This window comes from Borborobacter xinjiangensis, from assembly GCF_047739745.1.
Classification (GTDB): Bacteria; Pseudomonadota; Alphaproteobacteria; order Rhizobiales; family Rhizobiaceae; genus Pseudaminobacter.
The window spans coordinates 408,886-422,026 of the sequence record NZ_JBLLVA010000001.1; the positions used below are offsets into that span (position 1 = coordinate 408,886).

Consider the following 13,141-nt stretch of genomic DNA (forward strand, 5'->3'; position numbering starts at 1 on the left):
ACGGGCTATCGATCGAACGCTAGCTTCAATATGTCGAAAGGCGCCAGCGCGCCGCGAATCTGCACCACGGCCGCAGCCACGCGATGGGCGCGCTTGGCGGCCTCGGTTGGGGGGAGCCCGAACAGTCGGGCCGCCAAATAGGCGCCGTTGAAAGCATCGCCGGCCCCAGTGGTGTCTATCGGGCTGACGATTGCCGGTGCCGGTGCCGGCATCGTGTCGCCATAGTGCGATATCAGCGCGTCCTCCGCGCCATTCTTGACGATGGTTTCGGCAATGCCGGCGCGTTCCAGCCGTTCAGCGGTAGCCTCAGGCGAAGTGTCGCCGAACAGCGCCTGCTCGTCCGGAAAGGTCGGAAGAGCGATATCGACCACTTTCAACGCCTCGCCGATCGCCTGCCGTGCCGTGTCCGCGTCGGGCCACAGACCAGGCCGGTAATTTGGATCGAAGGCAATATGCGCGCCTTGCGTGCGAGCGCCGGAAATCGCCTGCAGCAGCGTCCGACGCGACGCCGGATCGAGAATTGCCAAAGTGATTCCGGAGAAATAGATAAGTGCCCGTTCCGAAAGGCTTTTTGCCAGCGCTGTCGGATCGCCGGCAAGCTGTCGTGCCGCGGAATCGCCGCGCCAGTAGGTGAAGGACCGCTCGCCACCGGTAAGCCTGATCGCATAGAGGCCGGGATGCTTGCCGGAGATGGTCGGGCTGTCGGCGATGCCGATACCGTGTTCGCGAAAGAACTCGATCTGGTCGTGCGAGAACGGATCATCGCCAAACGCCGAGACGTAGTCGACATGATGGCCCGACGTCAGCGCACGCAATGTCCAGAGCGTGTTGAACGTATCGCCGGCGAAGCCCATGCGCCAGACCGGCGCGTTCTGGCCGCTCAACTCGAGCATGCATTCGCCGATTGCCGCGATGCCGTTTGCCATTGCGCCGCTCCTCGCCCCTTGCCGTGAGAGTTACATGCCAAACGGAAAATTACCATATATGGCGAAGGTTCCACCGCTGGACGCCGCATCGTCCGATCAGCGGTCCTTCACCGTCTCCATGGCCACGAAAGTCGATGTCTGCGCAACATGGGGCAGTGCGGATATGCGTTCGCCAAGCACGCGTCGATAGGCGGCGATGTCTTTCGTGCGAACCTTCAGCAGATAGTCGAAACTTGCCGCCATCATGTGACATTGCTCGATTTCGGGCACACCCTGTACCGCGCGATTGAACGCGTCGAGCGCCACCGAGCGCGTGTCGGAAAGCTTCACCTGCACAAAGGCTACATGGCCTTCGCCCATCCGTTCGCGGTCGACCAGCGCCGAATAGCCGCGAATGAAGCCGTTTTGCTCAAGTCGGCGAACGCGCGCCTGCACCGGGGTTTTCGACAAGCCGACTTTCGAGGCAAGCTCGGCCATGGAAAGCCGGCCATCGCGCGAGAGCGCGGCGAGGATGTTCCTGTCGATGCGGTCCAATCGGTCTTCGGTCATGCCAAATGCAACCCACCGGAATGTTCAGGGCGATGGCATATAGATCAAATGAACTGCCTTGTTCAATCTTTTAGCCCGAACGCCAACCGGCTTTGTGGTAGCGTGGCGCATTCGTTCCATAAAGCGTCCTCTCAGCCGGCAGGATGTCCATGACCGCTCCCGTGCTCGATCCGCTTCGCAAACAGATTCGCGCCAACTACCTGCCCGACGAGGGCGAGGCTCTGGCAAGGCTGGTCGCCGCCGCCGACCTGACGGCGGAGACGAGAAAGGCGATCTCCTCGCGTGCCGTCGATCTGGTCAAGGCGGTGCGCTCCTCCTCCGATCCGCGGCTGATGGAGGTGTTCCTGTCGGCCTATGGCCTCTCGACCAAGGAGGGCGTGGCGCTGATGTGCCTTGCCGAGGCGCTGCTACGGGTGCCTGACACGCAGACGATGGACGATCTGATCCAGGACAAGATCGCCCCGCATGACTGGTCTGCTCATGCGGCAGGATCGAGCTCGATGTTCGTCAACGCCTCGACCTGGGCGCTGATGCTGACGGGCAGGGTGCTCGACGATGGCGAGGATGGCATTGCCGGCACCTTGCACAACATGGTGCGCCGGCTCGGCGAACCGGTGATCCGCAAGGCGGTTGCGGCCGCCATGCGCGAAATGGGCGAGCAATTCGTGCTCGGCCGCACCATCGAGGAGGCCCTCAAACGCGGCCGGCCGATGACTGCCAAGGGCTATCTCTATTCCTACGACATGCTCGGCGAGGCGGCCCGAACGGAAGCGGACGCCCTGCGCTATCTGCGCGCCTATGCCGATGCGATCGCTTCGCTTGCCGGCGTTTCGAAAGGCCCGGACATCCGTAAGAATCCCGGCATTTCGGTCAAACTGTCGGCCATCCACCCACGCTACGAAATGGCGCAGAGGGAAGCCATGCTGCCGGTGATGGTCGAGCGCCTGTTGTCGCTTGCGGTTGCGGCGCGCGATGCCGGCATGGGCCTGAATGTCGATGCGGAGGAGGCCGACCGGCTCGACCTGTCGCTCGACGTGATCGAGCGCGTGCTGGCCTCCCCCAAGCTTGAGGGCTGGGATGGTTTCGGCGTGGTGGTGCAGGCTTATGGGCCGCGTTGCTTCTTCGTAATCGACTGGCTTCATGCGCTGGCGGGACGGCTGAACCGCAGGATCATGGTGCGGTTGGTCAAAGGCGCCTACTGGGACACCGAAATCAAGCGCGCGCAGGTGCTCGGGCTCGACGGCTATCCGGTGTTCACGCGCAAGGTGAATACCGACGTTTCCTATATCGCCTGCGCCAGGAAGCTGCTGTCGATGACCGACCGCATCTATCCGCAGTTCGCCACGCACAATGCGCATACGGTCGCGGCGGTTCTGTCGATAGCGCCGGATCGCGATTGCTTCGAGTTCCAGCGGTTGCACGGCATGGGCGAAGCGCTGCACGAGACTGTTCGCAAGGCCGAAGGCACGCGCTGCCGCATCTACGCGCCGGTAGGCGCGCATTCCGATCTGCTGGCCTATCTGGTGCGCCGCCTGCTCGAAAACGGCGCCAACTCCTCCTTCGTTCATCAACTGACGGATGAAAGGGTGAAGGCGGAAGTCATTGCGCGTGATCCGTTCGAGGTGGTGAAAACTCAAGGGCAGGCCGCCAATCCGGCGATTCCGCGGCCAAGGGAGATTTTCGGCGCGGGACGTCTCAACGCCAAGGGATTTGACATAACCGATCCGGTGACCTTGACGGCGATCGAGGCGGCAAGGCGCGAATTCGCCGGTGCGGATCGCTGGTCTGCCAAGCCGATCACCCGCGCGGCCGGTTATGGCGCCGCAAAACGGCCGGTGGTCAATCCGACGAGGCCTGAAGATGTCGTCGGCACCGTGACGGAAGCGAATGCCAAACAGGTCGGGACTGCGGTTCGAATCGCAACGGAGGCCCAACCGGTCTGGGCAGCGCGTTCAGTTGCGGAGAGGGCGGACATGCTCCGCCGCGCGGCCGACCTCTATGAAGAAAATGCCGTCGAGTTCTTTGCGCTGGCGATGCGCGAGGCTGGAAAATCCCTCGGCGATGCGGTGGCGGAGGTGCGCGAGGCGGTGGATTTCCTGCGTTACTATGCGGCCGAGGCGGACAAGGTCGAGACCGGCACGCGTGCGCGCGGCGTGATTGCCTGCATCTCGCCGTGGAACTTTCCTCTTGCCATTTTCACCGGCCAGATCGCCGCCGCTCTCGTTACCGGCAATGCCGTCATTGCCAAGCCGGCCGAGCAGACGCCGCTCATTGCCTTCCGCGCGGTCGAGTTGCTACGCAAGGCCGGGATTCCTGAAGACGTCATCCAGCTTCTGCCTGGCGATGGACCGTCTGTCGGCGGACCGTTGACGGCAGACCCGCGCATCGCCGGTGTGTGCTTCACCGGATCGACCGACGTGGCGAAGCTGATCGAGCGGCAACTGGCCGAGACAGCCGCACCCGATGCCATGCTGATTGCCGAAACCGGCGGCATGAACGCCATGATCGTCGATTCGACCGCACTGCCCGAGCAGGCTGTTCGCGACATTCTCGCCTCCGCCTTCCAAAGTGCGGGCCAGCGCTGTTCGGCGCTGCGCATTCTCTACGTTCAGAAGGACGTGGAGAAAAAGATGCTGGAAATGCTGAAAGGCGGAATGGATGCACTCAAGGTCGGCGATCCGTGGGAGATCTCCACCGATGTCGGCCCTGTGATCGATGACGAAGCGCAGGACTCCATCCGCGATTATTGCCGGGGAATGGAAGCGAAAGGCCGCCTGGTCGCTCGTCTCGACGCGCCGGATAGGGGGCGCTTCGTCGCGCCGCATATATTCAGCGTCAAGGGCATAGAGGAGATGGAGCGCGAGGTGTTCGGCCCTGTCCTTCACGTCGCCAGCTTCGACGCGGACGCAATGGGCAAGGTGATTTCCGACATCAATGCAAAGGGATACGGCCTTACCTTCGGCCTGCACACGCGCATAGAAGCTCGCGTTCAGCATATTGTCGACGACGTTCATGCCGGCAACATCTACGTCAACCGCAATCAGATCGGCGCCGTCGTCGGCTCGCAGCCCTTTGGCGGCGAGGGGCTTTCCGGTACCGGGCCGAAGGCAGGCGGGCCGCATTATCTTCGCCGTTTTCGCCGGGCCGATCATGTTCCGGCGATCGAGGCGGAAGCGGGTCCGGTGCTGGAGCAGGCGATCACCGACCATTTTCCCGATCCGGCCTTTGGCGGCTGGAACGTGGCGCCCGACCGCATCGCGGTGTTGAGGAAGCATCTGCGCGGCAAAGGTGCGCCGGCAATCGCCGCCGCCGCAAGCATTGATTTCGGACCGGTCGATCTGCCAGGACCGACCGGCGAAGCCAATACGCTGGTGCTGGCGCCACGCGGACGGGTGCTATGCCTCGGCCCCGATGGCGAAACCCTGCTTGCCCAGACAATCCAGGCGTTGGCCGCCGGCAATGCGGTGCTGGCTGTCGCCCCCGATGCCAGTGCTGCGGTCAATGCGCTGACGGGAAAGGGCCTGCCCATTGCCGCCATAGACGGCATCGCGACGCCGGCTTCGCTGAAGTCCTCGGCCATCGATGTTGTTGCCTTCGCCGGAGCGGTGGAACGCAGCCGCGAAATCAGGCAGTCGCTGGCGGCCCGAAGCGGCCCGATAGTGCCGCTGATCGGCGAAGTGCTTTATCCGGCTGCCTATGCGCATGAGCGCGCCGTCTGTGTTGACACGACGGCGGCAGGCGGCAACGCCACATTGTTGGCCGGGGTGTGAAAATGCCCGCATCTCAGCGGGCAATGAGGAGGTCAGGCACCTTCCACGATCGAAAACCCTTCGAACTGCGGATGGCCGAGAGTGGTCGACTTGCTGGTGCCGGCATTCTTGTGCGCGGCCCGGAAGTTTTCGGATTTCGTCCAGGCTTGGAAGTCATCAAAGCTGTTCCAGACCGTATGCGAGGCAAAAAGCGTGTAGCCTTCCTGTTCATTGAATGAACCGCGCAGAAGGTGAAACTGCTGGAAGCCTTTCATTTCCGTCAGACGCCTGTCACGGTTCTTCCAGACGTTTTCGAATTCTTCTTCCAGGCCGGCCTTCACCTTGAAGCGGTTCATTGCGATATACATTGGTTCAGTTCCTTTCAGGTAGATGCTGCACGACTATGTGCCGAAAGTGATGCCGGTTTTGGTTTCGGTCTTGAGCTGGCGCAGGCAGGCTGTCGGCTCGATGCCGTCGCCGGCGCATTCCGTAGCATGATTGACCAGCACCCGGCCAATCCTGGCGCAATCGACGCCAGATAGGTCGAAGCGTGCCACCTTGGTCTTTCCAGCCGGCAGTTCCTTGAAGTCGAGCACGGTCAGCCTGTCGACCACGCCATCCTTGCTGAAGAGCGCGATTTCGAAAGCTGCCTTCGAGAGCTCCGTACCAAGCATATTGTTTACGACGAAGGTCAGACGGCAGCCCTTTTGCGAGGGCTGCGCGCCGTTGAGCTCGAGCGTCAAGACGGGGGCAGGGGCGCTCGCCGGCTCTTCGGACAGCGCGCCCGTCGTCGTCAGCATCAGCGTGAGGGCCGAGGCCGCATGGCGGATGAATTGCCTTGCTTGAAGCATTCTAACCTCCGAAACGCATGGTCGCGGCCAGTTTCAACGTGACCCCCGGTTCGTAGACTATCGAAGTGGCCGAAGCGTTGAGCGGATTGGTGTAGCTGACGTCGAAGATGTTATCGGCGCGGAAATCGACCTTGAAGTTTTCACTCGCCTTATAGCTCATGAATGCATTCACCAGCGTATAATCCTCGGCGATCGCGTTGCCCTTCGGCGCGCCATTATATTGCACCTCACCGCCGATGGTCAGCTTGTCTTCCAGGAAGCGGAAGCCGAGTTGGGCGGTAACCTGGTAAGACGGGATGGTGGCAAGGTCCTCCCTGACTCCCTCATAGGATATAGTGTGCCCGTCGGTTACCGAAACGGAGAGGCCGGCAAAACCCCAGCCGGCATCGTAGAGGCCCTCCAATTCGACGCCCCTGATCTTTGCATTGGCGAAGTTCTGATACTGGAAACACGTCGGAATATAATAGCCACCTGGCGCCCAGATCGGCGGGATGCCGGGAAGGAAACGGCATCCATTGGTGCCGATGGCAACTTCGTCGTTTCCGCCGATATAATCGTCGACATCATTGTTGAAATAGGCGGCTTTCAGGCGCAATGCGTCGTCGCGCTGAAAGATGCCGTCCTGACGATAATTAACACCGAGTTCCCAGGTTTTTGCTGTTTCGGGCCTGAGGTCGGGATTGGGCAGGAAGGGAAAGACCACGCCGTTCGGGTGAAGCCCGCTCATCAGCGTCTCGGTGATCGAAGGCGAGCGATAGCCTTCCGCATAGGTGCCATAGACCTGGAGGCCCTGCAGCGTGCCGTCCTGGAACGGCGACACGCCGACGGTCAGGCGCGGCGACAGCCGGTCACCGGAGGTTTCGGCCGTTCCGCGGTCGAGCTTGTAGCTGTCGTAACGCAGCGCGCCGATGACTTCGAGCCAATCATAGGTGAACTTGTCCTGCACATAGGCGCCGGAAACGCGCCGCTTGCCCGAAGGAGTGTAGACATCCATTCCTCCGCCTGCATTGGCGGTGACCACGTCGTCGCTGACCCAGTCGCCGCCATAGGTCAGTTCATGCGCGATGCCGCCGGTATCGAAACGTGAGGTGTTCCAGATGTCGAGGCCATAGGTGTCGAGATCGTAGGTGGTGCGCGTGCCTGCCGGAACGGTGATCGGGCGGCCGGTCTGGGAATCGTACTGCCTACGATCCCTGAGATAGGTTTGATCGAGGCCGGCCCTGTTCAGCGAGGCATTGATGTGCAGGTCGAGCCAGCTCTGGTTTTCATCGGTGACGTTGTAGCGGCCGGTAAAGGTGTTCTGCCTCACGTCGAGGTCGTAAGCGTTCAGGCCTTCGCTCCAACTATCGTTGGTGCCGATCCATCCAAGCTTGAGCTCGCTGTTTTCGGTCGGGCGCGCCGACGTCTTCAGCATGCCGCTCAGCACGTCGAAACCGGTGCCGGCGACTTCCTCGCCATTGCCGCCCTTGTAGTTGTTGAAGTCGCGCCAGACGATATTGCCGAGCACGTCGGCCGCCTCGTTGAAGCGGTAGGCTCCGGTCGCGCTCGTGGTCCAACCCTGGCCGTTGGTGTCGAAGCGGCCGGTTGCCGAGGTCGCCCATGTCTCATCCGAATGAAGGAAGTCGGTCGCGTCTTTGGTTTCGAAGAAGACGACGCCGCCGATCGCACCCGACCCGTAGGTGTTCGCCACCGGGCCGAGGATCACATCGACCCCTTTGAGAAGCTCGGGATCGATCCAGAACATCGACTGCGTGCCATGACCAGAGCGCTGGAAGTTCTGGCGGGCGCCGTCGACAATTACCGCGACGCGTCCAAAGTCCTGCAGACCGCGAATATTGATGCTCGATGCGGTGCGGTTCGCATCCGTCTGCAAAGTTACGCCAGGCACGCCGAAAAGCACGTCCTGCGGGGTGGCCGCCATCCGCCTTGCAAGCTGTTCCTCGCCCACATGGCTGACCGAGGCCATCGTGTCGATGGCGGTTTCATTCGTTCGGCTGACAACCGTGATTTCGTCGAGAAGCGTGACGCCCGCATTCGTCGTGACTGTTTCGGTCGTTTCCTGCATCGGTGCCGGGTTGCCGGCGTCCTGCGCCTGAGCGGTCGCCATGCCGATTGCAAGAGTGGCGACGCCCGCCAGCAGAGCGGCTGAACGCGCCCCACGCATATTTGTCAGCCTGCATCTGTCGAGCTCCGACAGAGCAACAATATTACGAGCCGGAAGCCCCATAGCCCATTTCTCCGATATGCATTTTTAATGCGGGCTGGCGTGGCGCTTGCTGGCATTTTGGTTGTGTGCGGAGTGATTTAAATCTTGACTCGTTTACTCCTGTATAGCACGACTAGTGAACATGATGATTTGAGTCAAGATTGTTTCCGCGGGCGCCGGATGGACCGGTAACGGTGGAGCCAGTCGGCAGCGATGAGGCCGAAAGACCATGAACAGCCACACTCACCGGGATTTTCGAGTCCGTGCCGCAAGGCCGTTGAACGCGGTTGAAAAGCCTTATGAAGCCGCACGCCTTTCGGTGCGCACCGTCTCCAGCACGTCGCTGTTTGCCGGCGGCCGCGAAATTGCGATCGATCACGGCGGCGCCCTTTACCGTTTGAAGATCACTCGCCAGGGCAAGCTCATCCTCAACAAGTAGGAATTGGTTACATGGACGCTCGCGTTAAACCCGCGCCGCATGAAATACGTCTGGCGCGCTCGGACAATCCGAAGATGCGGGAGCGGGACCTCGCGGCCCAACTCGGCATTTCGGAAGCCGAGTTCGTCGCGGCGCATTGTGGGGAAGGCATCGTGCGCATCGAACCCCGCGTCAACGACGTGCTGAAGGGGTTGGAAGCGGTCGGCGAGGTGATGGCGCTTACCCGCAACGAAAGCGCCGTCCACGAGAAGATCGGCGTTTATGACAAGGTCGTGACCGCCGACGCAAATGCCATGGCGCTTGGCGAAAATATCGACCTGCGCATTTTTCCGAAGGTGTGGGCGCATGGCTTTGCCGTCGAAAAGCGCGATGGCGGTGACATTCGCCGTAGCCTGCAATTCTTCGACAGGGCAGGCGAGGCGGTCCACAAGGTACATTTGCGGCCGTCGTCGAATCTCTACGCCTATCAGAATCTCGTTTCGAGCCTAGTATCGGTCGATCAGAGCCAGCGCGTCGAGCTCTACGATGGCGATTTGCCGGAGGAGCCAAAGGCGCCGGCCGACGCAGCCGTTACGCCCGAACTCCAGGAACGCTGGAGCAGGCTGACCGACGTGCACCAGTTCTTCGGCATGCTGCGCAAGCTTGGGCTGTCGCGTCTGGAGGCGGTGCGCATGGTTGGCCCGGACTACGCCTGGCTGGTCGACAATGACGCTATCGTTACCATGCTGCATCAGGCCGCCAAAAGCGCATTGCCGATCATGTGCTTCGTCGGCAATCGCGGCTGCATCCAGATCCACTCCGGCCCGGTGCAGAACATCAAGCCGATGGGGCCGTGGATCAATGTGATGGACGAGACGTTTCATCTGCATCTCAGGACCGATCACATCCGCGAATTGTGGGCGGTGCGCAAGCCAACCAAGGACGGTCACGTCACCTCGCTGGAGGCTTATGGTGCCGACGGCGAGCTGATCATCCAGTTCTTCGGCAAGCGCCATGAAGGGCAGGGCGAGCGCGAGGACTGGCGCCAGCTTGCAGAGGACTTGCCGCGCCTGTCGCTGCCGGTAATGTCGTAAGGACGGCTCATGGCTCTTTTCGCTCGTTTCGCCAGCGGCACCTGCGCTGCCTTCATCGCCGGCATCGTCGTGCTGGGCGGCGTCTCGCAATCCACGGCCGCGGAGGGTCAAGTTACCTTTTCCGATCCCTCCCGTGTCGCCTCCATCGGCGGATCGATCACCGAAATCGTCTATGCGCTCGGTGAGGAGGCGCGGCTGGTTGCTCGCGATTCGACCAGCACCTATCCGGAAGCCGCACGCAAGCTTCCCGATGTCGGCTATATGCGGGCGCTGTCGCCCGAAGGCGTCCTGTCGGTCAATCCGAGCGGCATACTGGCGCTGCAGGGCAGCGGCCCGAAGGAAGCAGTCGACGTGCTGAAGAAGGCTTCCGTCCCTTACATCGAGGTGCCGGAAGCCTTCGACGGGGCTGGCATTCTGGAAAAGATACGCATCGTCGGCGAGGCGCTCGGCGCCCAGGACAAGGCGGCAAAACTCTCGGACGCGGTGAAGAACGACATCGAAGCCGCCAGGAAGTTCACCGCCGAAATAGAAGAGCGCAAGCGCGTCCTGTTCATTCTCAGCGTGCAGGACGGAAAGATCCTCGCATCAGGCAGCGGCACTGCGGCCGACGGGATCATCAGGCTCGCCGGTGCCGTCAACGCGGTCGAAGGCATATCCGGCTACAAGCAGCTTACCGATGAGGCGGTGCTTACGGCGCGGCCGGACGTGGTCCTGATGATGGATCGCGGCGGTGATCATGCCGCGGCCGATGCGGAACTGTTCACCCATCCGGCCCTTGCCTCGACGCCGGCGGGCCAGGCGAACAAGCTCGTTCGCATGGATGCCGGCTATCTGTTGGGGTTTGGGCCGCGTACGGCAGGCGCAGTTCATGATCTTGCGAAGGCGCTCTACGGCGAGCAGATCAAGGACTGATCGGAATTTGAGCATGGCGGATAGTGTGGTCGGCCGATCCGGCATCATGCACAGGCGCGCACGTGAAGGAGACCGTGAAGGGCGCGCGAAGCTGGCGATCGCGCTTCTTGCGTTCGTGCTTGCGGCAACGATGCTGTTCAGCCTTACTGCCGGGGCCTCCGACGCGTCGGCCTTCGACGTCCTCCGCGATTGGCTGTTCTCCTCGCAATCGGACGATGTGCTATCGGCGCGAGACCGCGTCATCGTCTACGACATACGTCTGCCGCGCGTGTTGCTCGGCGTGCTGATCGGTAGCGCGCTCGCGGTGTCCGGCGCTGTCATGCAAGGTTTGTTTCGCAACCCGCTTGCCGATCCGGGAATCGTCGGCGTTTCGGCCGGTGCGAGCCTCGGTGCAGTGTCGGTGATCGTGCTTGGCGGCAGCATATTGGCGCCGCTCACCGCAGTTCTCGGCAGTTTTGCACTGCCCTTTGCCGCTTTTGGCGGCGGTCTGGCGACAACGCTGGTGCTTTACCGGATCTCGACGCGGCAAGGCCGCACTTCGGTCGCCACCATGCTGCTTGCCGGCATCGCGCTTGGCGCGATGGCGCTGGCGTTCACGGGCATGCTGATCTTCATGGCCGATGACCGGCAGTTGCGCGATCTGACCTTCTGGGGACTCGGTTCGCTTGCCGGGGCCACATGGACGAAGATCGGTGCGGTAGCGCCGATCATCGTGCTCGCCTTGTCGGCAGCACCGTTCCTGGCGCGCGGGCTCAACGCCCTCGCGCTTGGCGAGGCGACCGCGAGCCATCTCGGCGTTCCGGTACAGATGCTCAAATATGTGGCGATCGTGGCGGTCGCGGCAGCCACCGGCGCTTCCGTGGCGGTGAGCGGCGGCATCGGTTTCGTCGGCATAGTCGTGCCGCATCTGCTTCGCCTGCTGATCGGACCGGACAATCGATACCTGCTGCCAGCTTCGGCACTGCTTGGCGCTTCGTTGCTGCTGCTGGCCGACGCCGTCAGCCGCACCATTGTCGCGCCGGCGGAATTGCCGATCGGCATCATCACCGCCGCCGTCGGCGGGCCGTTCTTTCTCTGGATATTGCTGCGCAAGCGCGGAATCCTCGATCTCTAGGACCAGTCCATGCTCGAAGCCCGCGACGTATCCGTTTCGATCGGCGCCAAGCGCATCATCTCGAACATCAGTTTCGAAGTACGCGCCGGCGAGGTCGCGTCCATCGTCGGCCCGAACGGATCGGGCAAGACGACGTTCCTCAAGGCGCTGACGGGCGAATTGCCCTATACCGGCGCGATAACCATGAACAACCGGCTGATCGCAGCCTTGAAGCCGTGGGAAGCGGCGGCCATGCGGGCCGTTCTGCCGCAGGCGACGGCGCTGTCGTTTCCATTCACGGTGCGCGAAATCGTCAAGCTCGGGCTGATGGGTGGGCGCTCCGGCGCGCTGCCGGGGGAAGAGGACCGGCTTCCGGAACGGGCATTGGCGCGGGTCGATCTGGAGGGCTTTGCCGGGCGCCTATACCAGGAGCTCTCCGGCGGCGAACAGCAGCGCGTGCAACTCGCCCGCGTGCTTTGCCAGGTATGGGCGCCGGTTCTCGACGGCAAGCCGCGCTATCTGTTTCTCGATGAGCCCGTATCGAGCCTCGATATCAGGCATCAGCTCATCATCATGAACATCGCGCGCGATTTTGCCAGGCGAGGCGGTGGGGTGGTGGCGATCCTGCATGACCTCAATCTGACCGCCATGTTTTCAGATCGCGTTTTCGTCATGCACCGGGGAAGTCTGGCCGCCGCCGGCTCGCCCCAGGATGTTCTGAACGATGAGCTGATTTCGAACGTCTTCGAATGCCGGCTGAAAGTCGGCACGGCTCCCGCTGGCAACGTGCCATTCGTGCTTCCGCAATCGGCTGAAATTTAGAGGGCGGGTTCTTCCCTCAGGCTGCCGGCGCGTGGCGCTCTTCCAAGAGGTCGATGCCGAGCAGCGCACGCACGGTAGGCTTCGCCCTTACCAGGTCGGCGATGGTGTGCCGCGCCAGTGACTCGAAGAAGGCGTTGAGCGCCTCGCGCAACGCTGAGTTCAGCGCGCAGCTATCGATCAACGGGCAGTCGGCGGCGTCGTTTTCGAAGCACTCGGCCATGGCGAAGCTTTCCTCCGTCACCCGCACGACATCGAACAGCGTGATCTTATCCGCCGGGCGGCCAAGCCTGACGCCACCATTGCGGCCGCGCACCGTTTCCACCAGGCCGCTTTGCACCAGCGGCTGGAGGATCTTGAACAGGAACAATTCGGAAACCGAATAGGCGTTAGCGATTTCCGGAATCCGGCTAAGCTGCTCTTCGTTGACGGCGCAATACATCAGGATGCGCATGGCATAGTTGGTTTGTCGCGTAAGACGCATGATCATTCCTTAGCAAAGCATCGATCGGCCTTGCGGGCTA

At 62.1% G+C, this 13,141-nt stretch carries 12 protein-coding genes; 6 read left to right on the top strand and 6 right to left on the bottom strand.

Annotated elements, in window-relative coordinates; translation table 11 throughout:
* Positions 1-5: 5 nt before the first annotated feature.
* Positions 6-926, bottom strand: coding sequence for a sugar kinase (locus ACLKMW_RS01930; RefSeq protein ID WP_415722679.1), 921 nt, complete (start codon positions 924-926; stop codon positions 6-8).
* Between the two features lie 96 nt (positions 927-1,022).
* Entirely contained in the window at positions 1,023-1,475 is a 453-nt protein-coding gene (locus tag ACLKMW_RS01935; RefSeq protein ID WP_415722680.1) for an Lrp/AsnC family transcriptional regulator, read from the bottom strand.
* Positions 1,476-1,618: 143 nt separating this feature from the next.
* Here ACLKMW_RS01935 and putA point away from each other — a divergent pair, with 143 nt between their 5' ends.
* A complete protein-coding gene (gene putA, locus ACLKMW_RS01940; RefSeq protein ID WP_415722681.1) occupies positions 1,619-5,245 on the top strand; it encodes a bifunctional proline dehydrogenase/L-glutamate gamma-semialdehyde dehydrogenase PutA in 3,627 nt (1,208 codons plus the stop codon).
* A gap of 32 nt (positions 5,246-5,277) precedes the next feature.
* Here the strand turns inward: putA and ACLKMW_RS01945 are convergent, their stop codons facing one another.
* From ACLKMW_RS01945 to ACLKMW_RS01955, 3 genes are read right to left on the bottom strand one after another with little or no spacing between them, the layout of a single operon-like run.
* Positions 5,278-5,592, bottom strand: a complete 315-nt coding sequence (locus ACLKMW_RS01945; RefSeq protein WP_415722682.1) for an antibiotic biosynthesis monooxygenase family protein — start codon at positions 5,590-5,592, stop codon at positions 5,278-5,280.
* 33 nt (positions 5,593-5,625) lie between these two features.
* A complete protein-coding gene (locus ACLKMW_RS01950; RefSeq protein ID WP_415722683.1) occupies positions 5,626-6,075 on the bottom strand; it encodes a hypothetical protein in 450 nt (149 codons plus the stop codon).
* 1 nt (position 6,076) lies between these two features.
* Positions 6,077-8,239, bottom strand: coding sequence for a TonB-dependent hemoglobin/transferrin/lactoferrin family receptor (locus tag ACLKMW_RS01955; RefSeq protein ID WP_415722684.1), 2,163 nt, complete (start codon positions 8,237-8,239; stop codon positions 6,077-6,079).
* Between the two features lie 271 nt (positions 8,240-8,510).
* Between ACLKMW_RS01955 and hemP the strand changes: the two genes are divergently transcribed.
* The 5 genes from hemP to ACLKMW_RS01980 are packed head-to-tail and all read left to right on the top strand — an operon-like array spanning position 8,511 to position 12,620.
* Entirely contained in the window at positions 8,511-8,720 is a 210-nt protein-coding gene (hemP, locus tag ACLKMW_RS01960) for a hemin uptake protein HemP (RefSeq protein WP_415722685.1), read from the top strand.
* An 11-nt stretch (positions 8,721-8,731) separates the two neighbouring features.
* Positions 8,732-9,793: a hemin-degrading factor gene (locus ACLKMW_RS01965; RefSeq protein WP_415722686.1), complete on the top strand. Its 1,062-nt coding sequence runs from the start codon at positions 8,732-8,734 to the stop codon at positions 9,791-9,793.
* Between the two features lie 9 nt (positions 9,794-9,802).
* On the top strand, positions 9,803-10,705 hold the full coding sequence (locus tag ACLKMW_RS01970) for a heme/hemin ABC transporter substrate-binding protein (RefSeq protein ID WP_415722687.1): 903 nt from the start codon (positions 9,803-9,805) through the stop codon (positions 10,703-10,705).
* 13 nt (positions 10,706-10,718) lie between these two features.
* Positions 10,719-11,819: a FecCD family ABC transporter permease gene (locus ACLKMW_RS01975; protein ID WP_415722688.1), complete on the top strand. Its 1,101-nt coding sequence runs from the start codon at positions 10,719-10,721 to the stop codon at positions 11,817-11,819.
* Positions 11,820-11,828: 9 nt separating this feature from the next.
* The gene (locus ACLKMW_RS01980) at positions 11,829-12,620 is read left to right on the top strand and encodes a heme ABC transporter ATP-binding protein (RefSeq protein WP_415722689.1); all 792 of its coding nucleotides are present in this window, start codon (positions 11,829-11,831) and stop codon (positions 12,618-12,620) included.
* A 16-nt stretch (positions 12,621-12,636) separates the two neighbouring features.
* Here ACLKMW_RS01980 and rirA read toward each other — a convergent pair whose 3' ends face one another.
* The gene (gene rirA / locus ACLKMW_RS01985) at positions 12,637-13,101 is read right to left on the bottom strand and encodes an iron-responsive transcriptional regulator RirA (protein ID WP_415722691.1); all 465 of its coding nucleotides are present in this window, start codon (positions 13,099-13,101) and stop codon (positions 12,637-12,639) included.
* Positions 13,102-13,141: the final 40 nt, after the last annotated feature.